Source organism: Paenibacillus dendrobii (assembly GCF_009807035.1).
Classification (GTDB): Bacteria; Bacillota; Bacilli; order Paenibacillales; family Paenibacillaceae; genus Paenibacillus_AQ; species Paenibacillus_AQ dendrobii.
In genome coordinates this window covers 2,100,694-2,115,352 of record NZ_WUBI01000001.1, presented here as the reverse complement: position 1 = coordinate 2,115,352, position 14,659 = coordinate 2,100,694, and the positions used below count along the sequence as shown (strand labels likewise).

Genomic DNA, 14,659 nt, shown 5'->3' with positions numbered 1-14,659 from the left:
GCCAAGAATGTAAGAAGCAGAGTTTGGGGGGAGAAGGATGAATAATCTGTGTGTGGCTCATCGCGGTTTTTCCGGTAAGGCACCGGAGAATACGATGGCTGCCTTTCGTATGGCGATAGCGGAACCTTATGTACAGTGGATGGAAATTGATACCCAGCTTACGGCAGACGGGATTCCGGTGGTCATACATGATTTTAGTCTGGATCGAACGACAAACGGCAGCGGAAAAGTGAAGGATCATACCTGGCAGCAGATTCACCGCTTGGATGCGGGAAGCTGGAAAGGCAGAGAGTTTCATGGGGAGCGTATTCCCTCCTTGGAAGAGGTGCTTCACCTTAGCTGCGGCTGTGTTCGCCTGAACATAGAGCTCAAAACCTCGGGGAATATGTATCCGGGGCTTGAACAAGCGGTCATTAACCGGGTTTCATCTTTTCACATGGAGCAGGATGTCGTCCTGACTTCATTTGATGCGGGTGCACTGCTCAAGGCTAAGCAAATAAATCCGGATATCAAGACCGGTCTGATCATCGATGCCAGGCCAAAGGATTTGGTGGAGCGGCTGCAGTCCCTTCAATGCTCATTTCTGTCGATCGGGCATCCTAACCTGGATCATGAACTTTTAGAACAACTGCAAGCAGCAGGAATAACGGTGATGGGCTGGACGGTGGATGATGCCAAACGCATGAAGCGGCTGGCGAATATTTCCCCGGAAATTTTGATTTGCACCAATCGACCTGATGTGTGGAAAAAGACCTTTGGGTACTGAAAACCTCTACTAAACGACAAAAGGATGATGTGACGATGATTCATAACGTATATTGTGTTGGCCGTAATTACAAACTTCATGCTGCTGAACTCGGAAACGACGTACCTGAAGAACCTATGATTTTTATGAAGCCGTCTCATGCGGCTGTTGAATTGGAAGGTAAGATCTTAGCGCTTCCTCAAGACAAGGGAGAGGTCCACTATGAAGGAGAACTGGTTCTCCGCGTGAGCCGTTCCTATGAGCCGGGGATTAAGGTGGATGATCTGGTGGATAAAATGGCGCTCGGGATCGACTTTACCTTGCGCGATGTTCAATCGGTGATCAAGAAAAAGGGCCATCCATGGACGGCTGCCAAAGGCTTCCGTAATTCTGCTCCGATTTCCGGATTTATGGATTTCCCTGGCGTAGAAGCGACAGGAGCCCAGGATTTTACGGTACATAAAAACGGCTCGGAGGTACAGCGGGGGAATATTAAGGACATGATCTTTTCTCTTCAGGAGATTGTGGATTATATCGGCATCCATTACGGTCTCGGCGAGGGAGACATTATCTTTACGGGCACACCAGCCGGTGTTGGACCATGCGCTACGGGAGATACGTTTGAACTCCGTTTTGGAGACCAGCTTCTGGGAAGCTGCGTGATCGGCTGATTATGGCATGGCTGATCGGAGGACTGTGCGCTCTTATCGTCGCTGGAGGGGCTTACTTAAAACGTTCGCTTACCCTGTCGGGAGCGGCAGCCGCCTTTGTCATGGGGACGATCTATTTTGGCGCGGGGAGTTTGCTATGGTTTGGCATTTTGCTGGTGTTTTTCATCAGCTCTTCGCTGCTTTCGAAGTTCAAACAAGCCAACAAGGCGGAGCTTGAGCAAACTTACGCCAAAACGGGGACGCGTGACGCCGGTCAGGTGCTGGCCAACGGCGGCGCTGGCATGCTTCTGTGCATTCTGAATGCTATATGGCCTCATACGGGTTGGGTGTATGCCTTCATAGGCGTTATGGCTGCCGCAACTGCGGATACCTGGGCAACGGAATGGGGAGGACTTAGCCGCAGGCCTCCGCGCTCCGTGCTTACGGGAAAGGTGGTACCTCCGGGCACTTCAGGCGGTGTAAGCTTGCTGGGAAGCACGGCAGCAGCTCTTGGCGGACTGATGATCGCTTTGTTTGGCTGGCTGTTTGCTTATGGCGCTGGAATGGATCATATGCTATTGCATTTCCTGATCGCAGGCATTTTTGGCGGGCTAGCGGGTGCTTTTACCGATTCTATTATCGGGGCAACGCTGCAAGTCATGAACGGATGCCAAGTATGCGGCAAGGAAGTCGAAGTGCTGACGCACTGCGGACAGCCGACCCGTCAGATCCGGGGACTTCGCTGGATGAACAATGATGCGGTGAATTTTCTGTCATCCTGCATCGGCGGCCTAGCGGCGTGGGCTTTGTCCCTTTTGGTGTGAATCTGACGTTGATCGAATATCCTGAACGTGCAGTAGACAGTAGGAGGCGGTACCAATGGGCAGTTTACACAAGGACAAGCATGAAGCCATCTTGAATGCGGGTTATGATCTTTTTGGAACCCATGGCTTTTACGAAACCAAAATGTCCGATATTGCGGAGCTAGCCGGCATCGCCAAAGGTCTATCTCAAGCATTTTATGGAGAAGTACACCCGAATCGTTGTAGGAATCCTGGAGACGGTTTGCCGTGAAGACGCCGTGCTATACGCGCAAACCTATATCGGGATGCTGGACCGGCTGAAGATGGATATACTGTATCATCCGGATTTTGATGAAGATGATTTAAGCAAAAGAATCCGTTTTGCCTCAGGCTTATTCATTCATGGTTTCATGCCGGCAAAGTCCTAGGAAAAAAAGGCTTATCTTTAAGAATAGACCGTCCGTATAACATGAACTAAAGAACAGGCGAGCCATTTCTATTACAGTGGTATAGATCGGGAACGCTTAGAGATGCTTTAGTTCATTTTATATTCGAAGACGGTTTTTTCTGTTATGAACAGGGCTGATTGCGGATCTTGCCTACCGGAGTTGTTTATATCGGCATGGAGCATATGCTAAAATAGTATTACGAATTCCAATTCAGAGAGAGAAGTAGGGAAAATAAAGATGAACATTATGACCGTTGAACATATATCCAAAAGCTATGGCGAGAAGATCCTGTTTGAAGATGCATCTTTCGGCATGGAAGATCAGGACAAAATCGGTATCGTTGGCGTAAACGGAACGGGGAAGTCCACGTTTTTGCGCGTCATCGCAGGATTGGAACAGCCGGATGAAGGCGGGATCTCGATCGGAAATCAGGTCAGAGTTCGTTTTCTGGCGCAAAATCCGGATTTTAATCCGGAGAATACCGTGCTTCAGCAGGTTTTTGAGGGGAATGATCCCAAACTGAAGGTGGTAAGGGACTATACGGAAACCATGGAGCTGCTTGAATTGAATTCCGCGGATACCGGACTGCAGGAAAAGCTGATGAAGCTGAATCAGCAAATGGAGTCACTTCAGGCCTGGCAAATGGAGAGCGAAGCGAAAATCATTTTATCCAAGCTTGGCATTGAGAACTTTGAGGCAACCATGGGGACGCTGTCCGGCGGCCAACGCAAGCGCGTCGCTTTGGCGCAGGCCCTGATTGAGCCTTGTGAATTGCTGATATTGGACGAACCTACGAACCATATTGACAATGATTCGGTCATTTGGCTGGAACAGTATCTTCAAAAGCGCCGCGGCGCTCTGCTCATGATTACGCATGACCGCTATTTCCTGGATCGGGTAGCCAATGTCATGCTGGAACTGGACCACGGGAGATTGTTCCGGTACGAAGCCAATTATTCCAGATTTCTTGAGCTGAAGGCCGAGAGAGAAGAGCGCGAAGAAGCATCCGAACAAAAAAGACAAAATCTGCTGCGGAATGAGCTGGCCTGGATTCGCCGCGGAGCTAAAGCCAGATCGACCAAACAAAAGGCACGGATCGACCGTTTCGAAGCGTTGAAGGACCAGCAGGGCCCGACACGCGGCGGTTCTGTTGATATGGCTGCAGCTTCAACGCGTCTGGGACGTAAAATTATTGAGCTGGAGCACCTCGGCAAAAATGCCGGCGAAAAGGTTCTGATACGGGATCTCAACTATATCAGCGTGCCTGGAGACCGCGTGGGTATCGCGGGACCGAACGGAAGCGGGAAATCGACGCTGCTGAATATGATTTCCGGAAGATTGCAGCCGGATGAAGGAGAGGTCATCACAGGCACGACCGTGAAGATCGGCTATTTCACGCAAGAACATCAAGACATGGACGGCAACATGAGGGTGATCGAATACATCAAGGAAGAAGCAGAGGTTATCCGCACAGATGACGGCAGCAGCATTACCGCCTCCCAGATGCTGGAGCGGTTTCTGTTCTCGCCAGCCATGCAGTGGACGCCGATTTCCAGACTGTCTGGAGGAGAAAAGCGCCGGCTTTATTTGCTGAGGGTGCTCATGTCTGCACCTAATGTTCTTCTCTTGGACGAACCGACCAATGACCTGGATATCCAGACGTTGGCTGTTCTGGAGGATTATCTGGATGATTTTCCGGGCGTCGTCTTCGTTGTATCCCATGACCGTTATTTCCTGGACCGGACCGTGGATAAAATCATGGCTTTTGAAGGTGAGGGACGTATTCGCGTCCATGTCGGCAACTATACCGAATACAGCGAATGGTTGGCGAAGAATAGCGAGCCTGCCGCAGCTGAGCGCCCTGTTGATAAAGGTAAGACGACTGCGCAGGCTGCAGCACCTGAAGGGACTCCCCGCGAAAAGCTGAAATTCAGCTACAAGGAGCAGCGGGAGTACGAACAAATCGATGAATCGATCGAAGCCTGTGAAACTAAGTTGGTGGACATTCAGAAAAAAATGGAGGAATCCTTTAGCGATTCGGCTCTGTTGCAGGAGCTGATGCAAAAGCAGCAGGAAACAGAGCAGGAACTTGAGCATCTGATGGAACGCTGGACCTATTTGAATGAGCTGGCTGAAAAAATTGAAGCAAGCAAAAATTGAAAATGTACGGGGAAAGACATGCTAAATCAGCTGATTTAGCGTGTCTTTTTATTTATTGTCCAGATGATGGGGTGAAAATACAGGCGAACACTTGGTTGACATTCAGGATTACATATGTAATATTATCAACAAGGATTACACGTGTAATCACACAAGGGGGAATATGGTTTGAATAAACTGCCCATCATCTCCGAGGCGGAGTGGGAAGTCATGAAAGTATTGTGGCAGAGCTCCCCGATGACCGCAAATGAAGTCATTGCGAATCTCGCTTCCCGGATGGACTGGAGTCCAAAGACCGTACGGACGCTATTGAATCGTTTGGTGGCTAAGGAAGCCATCACCTATCATCCAGACAGCAAACCTTACTCCTATTATCCGCTCATTACCGAGGAAGAATGCCAGAAGGCGGAGACCAAAAGCTTTTTGAAGCGGATCTACAGCGGTTCTTTCAAGCCGCTGATGGTGAACTTCCTGAAGGATGAAGAGCTCTCTTCTGCCGATATTGAGGAGCTTAGAAGGCTGCTGGATGAAAAGTCGGATTCAACGAGGAGGGACTGAACATGGAAGTGCTCACGAACCCCTCAGTAAACCACTTTTTTGACTGGGTCATTCAAACGACCGTATTGGCAAGTATCATGACCGTTCTCATCCTATTGATTAAAGCCGTCATGAAAAACCGTCTGAAGCCGGGCTGGCATTACGTCCTATGGCTGCTATTGATGCTGAGGCTGCTGATCCCGTCCGGACCGCAAACGGAATTCAGCATTTATAATTTATTTCCCTGGACGGGAGCTGCAACGCAAAGTGCGGCAATTCCACCGGCAATCAGCCCAGGCGACGAAGGGAAATCTCCTTCTTCCCCACAAGCGTTTTTGCCTGCTATTCATCCGGAAAGCAGCGGACCGCACACGGTCGATTCGATGATAGGATCAAGCAATAGATGGTCCCTAAAACGGGTAATGATAAGCATATGGTTAGCGATTGCCGTATTGCTATTGATCCACCTGCTTGCAGTAAATCTATTGTTTTCTATGAAGCTTCACCGAAAGGCGCAACCGGCATCAGAGGATGAAGTGATGGTTCTGGAAGAGGCAAAGAAAGCGATGGGTATCAGACGGAGAGTACGCCTAACCTACTCCTCTGTCGTGCCTACACCGACATTGTTCGGCTGGATTCGTCCACATCTTGTAATGCCCATGAACAGCAAGAGCCTCGGGGTAGAACAGCGGCAGCACATTTATCTGCATGAGCTGGCTCATATGAAGCGTGGCGATATTGTTGTGAATTGGCTCATGCATCTGGTGCTCGTGCTACATTGGTTCAATCCCTTGCTCTGGTACGCTCTATTCCGAATGAGAGAGGATCAGGAGCTTGCTGCGGATGCGCTTGCTCTTCGAAAGATCGAACCGGAGCGTGTAGCGGAGTATGGACATACAGTTATCACGTTGCTGGAAAGAACGAAGCAGCGTGCGCATATTCCCGGAGCAGCAGGCTTGTCAGGCTCTAAGCAGCAGCTGAAGAGGAGGATTATCATGATTAAAAACTTCAGAAGAAGATCGGTCGGCTGGACCGTAGTCGGCTTAGCCTTGGTGGTGGCATTGAGCGGATGCGCGCTCACCAACGGAAAAACAGCAAGTAACGGCGACGCGTCCCCGCCGCCTGCGACCACACCAGCGAAAGAGGCGCCGACGGAAACGCAATCCGATGCACAAGGCAAAGATGCTGGCGAAGGCGATGCACAAGGAACGAAAGATGCCCAGAACGGTTCGGCGGCAGATACGTCTTCCAAGAGCGGCACCCCTTCATCCAATCACACCGACAGCAATCAAGGCAGTACCGGTTCCTCCGGTGCCAAGCAAACTTCATCCGGCGGGTCCGTCACGAGTGGACATGAACGGCAGCTTAAAGATATTTACGCGTTGGCCAAAAAAGGGAAAGTACAAGGCGCCGATTTCGTTGCAGGCAAGACGCTAATCGACGAAATCCACGCAGCTTGGGGTGATCCGGACCGTCCATGGCAGCCAAACGACCGGTATGCCTATGATTCCTATTCTCCCGGAGCGGGCAGGGGCACATATGCCTTTGGCATCGGCCGCGGGGAAGTAGTATACGACATCCGGTATTTCGGTTCCCAGGCGGACAAAAGCGTGGCCTTCAATCAGATCAGCTTCGCCGAGATCCAAAACACGTTTGGCAAACCAAGCTCCATGAAGACCAACAGCGGTGACGATATCCTGACTTATGAGCTGGGGGCATACGAGTTGAAATTTGTAGGACCGCATAAGACAGCACGTCTGGACCATATTTCCGTATATTCTCCGAAAGCAGCGGCTCCAATGGGCGGCTCGACAAAATAATATAAGCAAGATTTACAGAGTTACTCATAGAAGACGTCTTCTGCTCGAAAAAACGGCTATCCTTAGTCTCATGGACCAAGGATAGCCGTTTTGTTATCGATCTAGGTCAAACCATTAAGCTTTTACATAAGCAGCGAGCAGTTTGGTCGTATTGAAAATCGCCTGCTTATGGGTGCGTTCCATGGCATGGGATGCATGAACGCCGGGACCGATCAGAGCAGCACGGATATTGTTTCCGGCGGATAAGGCAGCGGAAGCGTCGGAACCGTAGTGAGGATAAATATCCACCGCGTATGGAATGCCTTCTGCTTGCGCAAGCTCAATCAATTTGCTGGTCATGTCATAATCATAAGGACCGGAGGAGTCCTTGGCACAGATGGACACGTCGGTCTCCTTGCAGCTGAGATCATCGCCGATACAGCCCATATCGACAGCAATCATTTCATCGATGTCGGAAGGAATGTAGGCAGCACCATGACCCACTTCCTCATAGTTGGAGATGAGGAACTTCAGGTTGTATTTGGGTTTCCAGCCTTCGCGCTTCATCGATTCAAGCAGGCCGAAGAGCGCGGAAACGCTGGCTTTGTCATCGATATGACGGGACTTCACAAAGCCGCTCTCCGTAATCACCGCACGGGAATCAAACGAAACGAAGTCCCCGACGGAAATACCCAGCTTCAGCACGTCATCCTTGGAGTCCACAAGCTCGTCGATGCGGACTTCCATATGATCCTCTGACCGTTTGAAATCACGCGCATCGCTGTACACATGCACGGAAGGATGGGTGCTCAGGATGGTACCTGTATACGTTTTGCCGCTGCGGGTATGAATGACGCAATATTCATTTTCGATGCTGTTCATCATGAATCCGCCAACGGATGTAAGCCGCAGCGTCCCATCGGATCTCACCGCGCGAACCATGGCTCCCAGCGTATCCACATGCGCGCTGAGGCCAAGGGTACGGGAGGTGTCTTCGCCTTCAACTTCGAGGATGGCGCCTCCTTTTTGGTTCCAGGACAACGTGACGCCAAGGGAAGAGGCCTCTTGTTCGACGAGCTTCATCGCTTGAGCCGTAAAACCGCTTGGGCTTGGGGTATCAAGAAGTTTTTTCAAAAAGGTTAATATGTATTCTTCGTTTGGTTGTATCGACATGGTGATGTCCTCCTTTTATGTCATTCGTTCGAATTAGGTTGGAAGCTGATCATTTTCCTTGGAAGTACTCGTGCCTTCATCTTCCGGGAGCGGAGCCGTGTAGCCGGTTTCGTTCTGAATGTGCGTGAGCTGGGCGGACAGAAGCTTGATTTCCTTCTGCAGCTTATACTGTCTGAAGATACCGTAAGACCCAACGATAATTCCGCCGATAAGCGTACAGCCGACAATTAGCAGGATCAGCGGGATATTGACTTCACTGAACATAAAATTAACCCGCACAGGGTCCACGTTGATGACTGCAAAAATAGCGGTTAACAGCGCAAATACCAGTCCGGCAATAAGTGACCACTGGATTTTCATACGGACACCTCCTCTAATAGACAGTATAAAATCCCTTGACCACAGCGGACAAGGGATTTTATACCTCTAAACTGCATTATTTCGTCAATTGCTCCAATTGTTCGATGACATTTTCAAAGACGCTCATCGCTTCGCGAATCGGCTGCGGCGAAGACATGTCAACGCCGGCTTTTTTCAGGATGTTGATGGAGTAGTCGCTGCCGCCGCTCTTCAGGAAGCCGAGATAACGGTCAACGGCAGGCTGGCCTTCTTCAAGTATCTGCTTGGAGAAGCTGGTAGCCGCAGAGAATCCCGTTGCGTACTTATACACATAAAAGCTGTTGTAGAAGTGAGGGATACGGGCCCATTCCATTTCGATATCTTTATCGACGGCCATTCCTTTTCCATGATATTTCACGTTCAAATCATAATAGATTTCCGACAGAGCCTGAGGCGTCAAAGCCTCGCCTTGTTCGGCGCGCTCATGGATGAGCTTTTCGAATTCCGCAAACATTGTTTGACGGAATACGGTGGTGCGGAACTGATCTGCATAATACGTCAGCAGGTACATTTTTTCCTTCGGATCCGTCGATTTTTTCAGAAGGTAATCCATGAGCAAGGCTTCATTGGTTGTGGAAGCTACTTCAGCCAGGAAAATGGTGTATTGTGCGTCACGGTATGGAAGCGTATTGTCCGAGTAGTAGGAATGCAAGGCATGGCCCATTTCATGCGCGAGCGTGAACATGCTGTTCAGGTTGTCCTTGTGGTTCAGCAGTACGAACGGATGCGTGCCGTAGGCTCCCCAGCTGTACGCGCCGGTACGTTTATTTTCATTCTCGTACACGTCGATCCATTTATTGTCGTAGCCTTCCTGCAGGGACTTCAGATAATCCTGGCCAAGCGGCTTAAGTCCTTCGGACACGGTTTTTTTAGCCTCGTCATACGTAATGTCCATTTTGTACTCATCCACAAGGGGAGCAAACAGATCGTACATATGAAGCTCATCGACGCCGAGCAGCTTTTTCCGCAGATTCATGTATCTGTGGAGGAGCGGCAGGCTTTCATGGATGGTGTCGATCAGATTGGAGTACACTTCTTTCGGGATGTTGTCGCCGTAGAGGGACATTTCCAGTACGGAAGGATATTTGCGCACGTTCGAATAGAACATGTTTTTGTTGACGTTCGCGTTCAGCGTTGCGGCAATCGTGTTCTTTTGCTTGGCATAGGTGGCATATACCGCTTTAAAAGCACGCTCGCGCACTTCGCGGTTCGAACTCTCCAGGAACTGGATGTAGTTGCCGTGGGTCAGCTCGACTTCCTTGCCTTCTTCGTTCTTGATCTTCGGAAATTTGATATCCGCATTGTTCAGCATGCCGAAAATCGTTTGCGGCGCCTGGGAAAGGTTGCCGACTTGCGCAAGCAGAGCCTCTTCGTTTTTGGTAAGAATATGCGCTTTTTCACGCTTCATTTCGGTGAGAGTGAACTTATAGGCGGCAAGTTCCGGATCTGCAATGAACGCATCCAGTTTGTCATCAGGCAGCGAAAGGATTTCCGGAGTTACAAAAGAAAGAGCCTCGCCGATCTGCACGCTCATTTTTTTCGCTTTTTGGGAAAGAGCTTGGTATGTAGGATTTGCTGTATCTTCGTCATGATGCAAGTGAGCGTAAACATAAAGACGTTCGGTTTTAAGGGAAATGTCGTCTTCCAGTGCAAAGCATTCTTTCACGGATTTGGCGTTATCCAGCTTGCCTTCGAATTCAGCCATTTTCTTCACTTCCTGTTGAAGCTCGGCATAAGTTTGGTCCCAGGCTTTCTGACCGCCGACCAAGTCTTCAACATTCCATTTGTTCTCTTCAGCTACTTCAGAGCGCTTCAATAATTGTTCCATGGGAATCCTCCTTAAATGTTGGGATGAAATGTTATGGGTTCCACTTGACGAAACCGCAGGAGGAAAGAGGGGAACCGCACCCACAGTGAACGTGAATGCGATGGCAAGCCTAAACGTCTTGTTGAAGTCCACAAGCAGGGAGCCTCCTTTACAGGAAATATGCTCCTTAGTATGAACTTTTCCCCTCAAAAATATTTATTTTTTCCTTCAAGGGCTGGAACCCATGGTGAAGAGACTGTATACAATAAGAAAAAAGGCAAACAGGATCATGACGGCGGCAATGCTCGCCAGACCCCGTTTCAGCTTCTGCGGAACCGAGTTTCTCATCATGATGAGAACGGCACCAAGACAGAAGGCGGAAATAATGAAGATAAGAGTGCTATTATATTCCATTTTGAAGGACTAGACTCCTTTAAAGGCGGCCATGACTCGGCGCCATTCATCCATATTATCTTCGTACTCTTCCTTGGGAAAGCGGGTATCGGCCCACTGCATGAGAGCCGGGCGGCTCATGAAAGTATGGGTTTCCTCACCCCATTGATCCGAGATTTCCCGAAGGACGATATACCGTCCCTGAACCTCGACGGTCATCATGTTCCATTTGTCTTTTTTGTATATTTCATGTTTTTTGATCATATGCATTCTCCGTTTGCTCTTTTGGTAAAATGATACCGCAGAGGAAGCTCCAAAAGCAAATGAAATGATGGATTTTCGTCAAAAGAGCGATTGCATTGTCAAGTTGCATGCAGTATAATGTACTTATTCGCCACATATGGCGGTATTTTTAGGAGGTTGTTCATTTGAAAGGTACAGTTAAATGGTTTAACGCAGAAAAAGGCTATGGCTTTATTCAAGTTGAAGGCGGCGAGGACGTATTCGTACATTTCTCCGCAATCCAAGGAGACGGCTTCAAAACTTTGGACGAAGGTCAAGAAGTTGAATTCGAAATCACTGAAGGCAACCGTGGCCCTCAAGCTGCAAACGTAACTAAATTATAAGATCGACTCCGATAACGGATTTCTTATAGCTTTGGTTAAATAAAAGCCTATAAAAGCACAGTTCTCGTCAAGGGAACTGTGCTTTTTTGTATGTATTCTGAGGAGTGGAACTTAAGCTTGTATTCCTCAGCTATTGCCGCTTTTCACACCTGGCAGCAGCGCGCTCTGATATCCGATGCTACTTGCGATTAGAAACTGGGCGGCATAATAGGTGGTCATGATCCAAACCCCGGAGTATTCGATACCTGAGATGAACATGTTCCACGAAAGGATCGAGTCGGAGGCAATGAACAAAAGTGCACCGCAAATAGCCGGCAGGCTGCCCGACATGATTGCGAAGAATCCCATCAATGAAATGACAATCAGGTATAGGATGACGGGAAAAGCCATTCCTTCATTGCCGCCGTTTTGCAGACCTTGAAGCAGTCTCCATCCCATAAACCCCGCAAAAACGGTAATCGGTACGATGGATAGGAAGCGAATGCGCGAGAACCTCCAGCGGGCGGCAAAGGCAGACAGGTAAAAAAGATGCCCGATGAGAAACGCGGACAAGCCGATGAGGAACCAGTGCAAAAGTCCGTCACCCAGCATACAAAAGAAAAGGCCCGATAATGTTAGCAGAGCATATCTTTTTTTGGCCGCAGGTACCCGCAAATAAGCGTAAATCAGGATCAAACCCATGGGGATCAGTTTGAACAAAAGGCTGTGAAGCAGGAAAATATACAGCAGTCCCATGATCAGGATAGCGGCGGGCAGCAACCGTTTTAACATACGTTGAACCTCCTAGGAACGGGAATCTGTCGAATTTTAAATATATTTCGAGAAGTAAGGAAAAGATTCCTTTATTATTTGATAGAACGCTTACATGCAGTGGTCAAGCGAATGGAAGCCTTTTCTTTATATTGTATTTCAAGCTTTGACGACCCATGACGTGATCTAGTTTATTTGTGCTATTTTCAGGTCCATATTATAATAAAGAACATTAGGATAGATACAAGTAGACAACAATGTGGAGGCACCGTCTTGAATGAAAATGGGCAAAGTCAATATCAAGTTCCACGAAACCCTATAAGCTTAATGGGACGAGTGTATAAGCATGTTTTGCCAGAAGTGAGGAAGGAATTGAACGGATGGCGCGTGGCTGCCGACCAAATTCCGGATCCCGAGCTTCGCAAGCAGGCCCTTGCCAGCATTGAGACCAAGCAGTTTCATTGCGAGGGCGGAGGCATATATGCTGCCGTCCCGTTGCCGGACAGATTGGTTCTGACCAAGCTGATTGTCGCTTATCAGACGATCAGCGATTATCTGGATAATTTATGCGACCGCAGTACTTCCATGGATCCGGCTGATTTCAGGCTTCTTCATCAATCCATGCTCGATGCCACCGATCCGGAGGCGGAGACGGTAAATTATTACGCGCTGCGTCAGGAGCAAAATGACGGGGGATATCTGCGCAGCCTGGTAACGACATGCCAGAGCTGCATCCGACAGCTCCCCGGCTACTCAGCTGCCATGCCTTACATCCGGGATTTGGCGGGGCTGTATACCGACCTGCAGGTCTACAAGCATATCAAGCCCGAACTAAGAGAACAGGCGCTGCTGGATTGGTGGGAGCTTCACCGTGAACGGACACCTCATCTCCAGTGGAATGAATTTGCTGCAGCTACGGGCTCGACACTGGGCGTATTTATGCTGTTTCTTGCCGCGAGCGACAAGCACTTGAACGATACGGCTGCGGCCTCCATTCATGCGTCATACTTTCCACATGTTTGCTGTCTGCACATTATGCTGGATTACCTGATTGATCAGGAAGAGGATCGGCTTGGCGGAGATCTTAATTTTTGCAATTATTATGATTCTCCCGATAGTATGCTGGACCGGATTGCCTTGATTGTGGAATCGGCGCGCAAGGATGTACTATCCATACCTGTGCCGCCGTTTCACCGGATGATCATTGAGGGACTACTGGCAATCTATTTGTCCGATCCGAAAGTCAGCGAGCAGCAGGAAGTTCGCTCCGTATCCAGACGCTTGATGAAGGGAAGTCCGCTGACTCGGCTTTTCTTTTTCGTTAACAGCCGCTGGATCCGCAAACATTTGTATGAGTGATTACGAGGAGGAATTTTTCATGACAGTGAAAAAGATTGCAGTACTAACCAGCGGCGGGGACTCCCAAGGGATGAACGCGGCAGTTCGCGCGGTGGTTCGCAGCGGACTTTATCACGGACTTGAAGTGTACGGCATTCAGCGCGGTTACCAGGGACTGTTGAATGATGATATTTTTTCCATGGATCTTCGAAGCGTAGGAGATATCATCCAGCGCGGAGGCACGATTTTGCAATCTGCACGCTGCAAGGAATTCATGACCGCAGAAGGACAGCAAAAAGGTGCTGAAATTTTGCGCAAGCACGGGATTGACGGGCTGGTTGTGATCGGCGGCGACGGATCTTACCATGGTGCCAACAAGCTGAGCAAGCTTGGCATCAAAACGATGGCACTGCCGGGCACCATTGATAATGATATTTCATATACGGATTTCACCATCGGCTTCGATACCGCTGTAAGCATCGTCGTGGATGCGGTTAACAAGCTACGCGATACGATGTCCTCCCACGAACGTTCCTCGATCGTTGAGGTTATGGGCAGACATTGCGGCGATATCGCCCTGCATGCGGGACTGGCTTCCGGAGCGGAGACGATTCTCGTACCTGAGGTTCCACATGACATGGACGAAATTACCGAGCGGATGAAGCAGAACTTTGCCCTGGGTAAACGTCATAGTATCGTTATTGTCGCTGAAGGCGTAGGAAGCGGGGAAGACGTAGCCAAAGCGCTCACGGACCGCTGCCCAACGCTTGAGCCTCGCGTAACGGTGCTCGGACACATTCAGCGCGGAGGTACGCCAACTCCTGCCGACCGGAATCTCGCAAGCCGTCTTGGTGATTTTGCGGTACGGAAGCTTATTGAGGGAGAATCCGATAAAGCCTGCGGTATTATCAAGGGAGAGCTCGTGCTTACAGATATCGACAAGGTGGTTAACAGCAAGAAGGATTTCAACATGGAAATCTATGAGTTGGCTTCCCGGCTGTCTCAGTAATCCGGAGCTGTATATGCTAAA

At 49.4% G+C, this 14,659-nt stretch carries 17 protein-coding genes; 11 read left to right on the top strand and 6 right to left on the bottom strand.

Annotated elements, in window-relative coordinates; all coding sequences use genetic code 11:
- Positions 1 to 37: 37 nt before the first annotated feature.
- From GRF59_RS09260 to GRF59_RS09230, 8 genes are all read left to right on the top strand, one after another.
- Entirely contained in the window at positions 38 to 766 is a 729-nt protein-coding gene (locus tag GRF59_RS09260) for a glycerophosphodiester phosphodiesterase (RefSeq protein WP_160497286.1), read from the top strand.
- Between the two features lie 35 nt (positions 767 to 801).
- Positions 802 to 1,416 carry a fumarylacetoacetate hydrolase family protein gene (locus GRF59_RS09255; RefSeq protein WP_160497285.1) on the top strand — a complete coding sequence of 205 codons (615 nt, stop codon included), beginning with the start codon at positions 802 to 804 and terminating at the stop codon, positions 1,414 to 1,416.
- Positions 1,417 to 1,418: 2 nt separating this feature from the next.
- Positions 1,419 to 2,219: a DUF92 domain-containing protein gene (locus GRF59_RS09250; protein ID WP_160497284.1), complete on the top strand. Its 801-nt coding sequence runs from the start codon at positions 1,419 to 1,421 to the stop codon at positions 2,217 to 2,219.
- A 55-nt stretch (positions 2,220 to 2,274) separates the two neighbouring features.
- On the top strand, positions 2,275 to 2,469 hold the full coding sequence (locus GRF59_RS30120; protein WP_341480034.1) for a TetR/AcrR family transcriptional regulator: 195 nt from the start codon (positions 2,275 to 2,277) through the stop codon (positions 2,467 to 2,469).
- Positions 2,417 to 2,626, top strand: a complete 210-nt coding sequence (locus GRF59_RS30115; protein ID WP_341480033.1) for a hypothetical protein — start codon at positions 2,417 to 2,419, stop codon at positions 2,624 to 2,626. The genes GRF59_RS30120 and GRF59_RS30115 overlap by 53 nt, the downstream gene beginning before the upstream one ends.
- Before the next feature lie 258 nt (positions 2,627 to 2,884).
- A complete protein-coding gene (locus GRF59_RS09240; RefSeq protein WP_160497283.1) occupies positions 2,885 to 4,807 on the top strand; it encodes an ABC-F family ATP-binding cassette domain-containing protein in 1,923 nt (640 codons plus the stop codon).
- 168 nt (positions 4,808 to 4,975) lie between these two features.
- Positions 4,976 to 5,365: a BlaI/MecI/CopY family transcriptional regulator gene (locus tag GRF59_RS09235; protein WP_160497282.1), complete on the top strand. Its 390-nt coding sequence runs from the start codon at positions 4,976 to 4,978 to the stop codon at positions 5,363 to 5,365.
- Between the two features lie 2 nt (positions 5,366 to 5,367).
- On the top strand, positions 5,368 to 7,164 hold the full coding sequence (locus GRF59_RS09230; RefSeq protein ID WP_160497281.1) for a M56 family metallopeptidase: 1,797 nt from the start codon (positions 5,368 to 5,370) through the stop codon (positions 7,162 to 7,164).
- Positions 7,165 to 7,278: 114 nt separating this feature from the next.
- Here the strand turns inward: GRF59_RS09230 and GRF59_RS09225 are convergent, their stop codons facing one another.
- The 5 genes from GRF59_RS09225 to GRF59_RS09205 all read right to left on the bottom strand — a co-directional run bounded on the left by GRF59_RS09225 (position 7,279) and on the right by GRF59_RS09205 (position 11,179).
- On the bottom strand, positions 7,279 to 8,316 hold the full coding sequence (locus GRF59_RS09225; protein WP_160497280.1) for a M42 family metallopeptidase: 1,038 nt from the start codon (positions 8,314 to 8,316) through the stop codon (positions 7,279 to 7,281).
- 33 nt (positions 8,317 to 8,349) lie between these two features.
- Positions 8,350 to 8,676, bottom strand: a complete 327-nt coding sequence (locus tag GRF59_RS09220; protein ID WP_160497279.1) for a LapA family protein — start codon at positions 8,674 to 8,676, stop codon at positions 8,350 to 8,352.
- Between the two features lie 76 nt (positions 8,677 to 8,752).
- Positions 8,753 to 10,543, bottom strand: coding sequence for an oligoendopeptidase F (pepF, locus tag GRF59_RS09215; RefSeq protein WP_160497278.1), 1,791 nt, complete (start codon positions 10,541 to 10,543; stop codon positions 8,753 to 8,755).
- 207 nt (positions 10,544 to 10,750) lie between these two features.
- Positions 10,751 to 10,936 (bottom strand): DUF3810 domain-containing protein, encoded by a 186-nt coding sequence (locus GRF59_RS09210; protein ID WP_160497277.1) that lies wholly within the window; start codon positions 10,934 to 10,936, stop codon positions 10,751 to 10,753.
- Positions 10,937 to 10,945: 9 nt separating this feature from the next.
- Entirely contained in the window at positions 10,946 to 11,179 is a 234-nt protein-coding gene (locus GRF59_RS09205; RefSeq protein ID WP_160497276.1) for a hypothetical protein, read from the bottom strand.
- A gap of 164 nt (positions 11,180 to 11,343) precedes the next feature.
- Between GRF59_RS09205 and GRF59_RS09200 the strand changes: the two genes are divergently transcribed.
- Positions 11,344 to 11,541, top strand: a complete 198-nt coding sequence (locus GRF59_RS09200; RefSeq protein WP_127599896.1) for a cold shock domain-containing protein — start codon at positions 11,344 to 11,346, stop codon at positions 11,539 to 11,541.
- Between the two features lie 126 nt (positions 11,542 to 11,667).
- On the opposite strand, the gene GRF59_RS09195 is transcribed toward GRF59_RS09200, so the two are convergent.
- On the bottom strand, positions 11,668 to 12,312 hold the full coding sequence (locus tag GRF59_RS09195) for a lysoplasmalogenase (RefSeq protein WP_160497275.1): 645 nt from the start codon (positions 12,310 to 12,312) through the stop codon (positions 11,668 to 11,670).
- A gap of 306 nt (positions 12,313 to 12,618) precedes the next feature.
- Between GRF59_RS09195 and GRF59_RS09190 the strand changes: the two genes are divergently transcribed.
- Both GRF59_RS09190 and pfkA read left to right on the top strand, forming a co-directional pair.
- Positions 12,619 to 13,650, top strand: coding sequence for a tetraprenyl-beta-curcumene synthase family protein (locus GRF59_RS09190; protein ID WP_160497274.1), 1,032 nt, complete (start codon positions 12,619 to 12,621; stop codon positions 13,648 to 13,650).
- A gap of 19 nt (positions 13,651 to 13,669) precedes the next feature.
- On the top strand, positions 13,670 to 14,638 hold the full coding sequence (gene pfkA / locus GRF59_RS09185; protein ID WP_160497273.1) for a 6-phosphofructokinase: 969 nt from the start codon (positions 13,670 to 13,672) through the stop codon (positions 14,636 to 14,638).
- The last annotated feature ends 21 nt before the right edge of the window (positions 14,639 to 14,659 follow it).

Excerpts from the sequence above, each read along its gene's own strand:
- GRF59_RS30115 (WP_341480033.1), top strand. The coding sequence starts at position 2,417 with ATGGAGAAGTACACCCGAATCGTTGTAGGAATCCTGGAGACGGTTTGC.
- GRF59_RS09230 (WP_160497281.1), top strand. The coding sequence starts at position 5,368 with ATGGAAGTGCTCACGAACCCCTCAGTAAACCACTTTTTTGACTGGGTC.
- pfkA (WP_160497273.1), top strand. The coding sequence starts at position 13,670 with ATGACAGTGAAAAAGATTGCAGTACTAACCAGCGGCGGGGACTCCCAA.
- GRF59_RS09205 (WP_160497276.1), bottom strand. The coding sequence starts at position 11,179 with ATGATCAAAAAACATGAAATATACAAAAAAGACAAATGGAACATGATG.
- GRF59_RS09195 (WP_160497275.1), bottom strand. The coding sequence starts at position 12,312 with ATGTTAAAACGGTTGCTGCCCGCCGCTATCCTGATCATGGGACTGCTG.
- GRF59_RS30120 (WP_341480034.1), top strand. The coding sequence starts at position 2,275 with ATGGGCAGTTTACACAAGGACAAGCATGAAGCCATCTTGAATGCGGGT.
- GRF59_RS09190 (WP_160497274.1), top strand. The coding sequence starts at position 12,619 with ATGGGACGAGTGTATAAGCATGTTTTGCCAGAAGTGAGGAAGGAATTG.
- GRF59_RS09240 (WP_160497283.1), top strand. The coding sequence starts at position 2,885 with ATGAACATTATGACCGTTGAACATATATCCAAAAGCTATGGCGAGAAG.
- pepF (WP_160497278.1), bottom strand. The coding sequence starts at position 10,543 with ATGGAACAATTATTGAAGCGCTCTGAAGTAGCTGAAGAGAACAAATGG.
- GRF59_RS09260 (WP_160497286.1), top strand. The coding sequence starts at position 38 with ATGAATAATCTGTGTGTGGCTCATCGCGGTTTTTCCGGTAAGGCACCG.
- GRF59_RS09210 (WP_160497277.1), bottom strand. The coding sequence starts at position 10,936 with ATGGAATATAATAGCACTCTTATCTTCATTATTTCCGCCTTCTGTCTT.
- GRF59_RS09225 (WP_160497280.1), bottom strand. The coding sequence starts at position 8,316 with ATGTCGATACAACCAAACGAAGAATACATATTAACCTTTTTGAAAAAA.
- GRF59_RS09220 (WP_160497279.1), bottom strand. The coding sequence starts at position 8,676 with ATGAAAATCCAGTGGTCACTTATTGCCGGACTGGTATTTGCGCTGTTA.
- GRF59_RS09250 (WP_160497284.1), top strand. The coding sequence starts at position 1,419 with ATGGCATGGCTGATCGGAGGACTGTGCGCTCTTATCGTCGCTGGAGGG.
- GRF59_RS09255 (WP_160497285.1), top strand. The coding sequence starts at position 802 with ATGATTCATAACGTATATTGTGTTGGCCGTAATTACAAACTTCATGCT.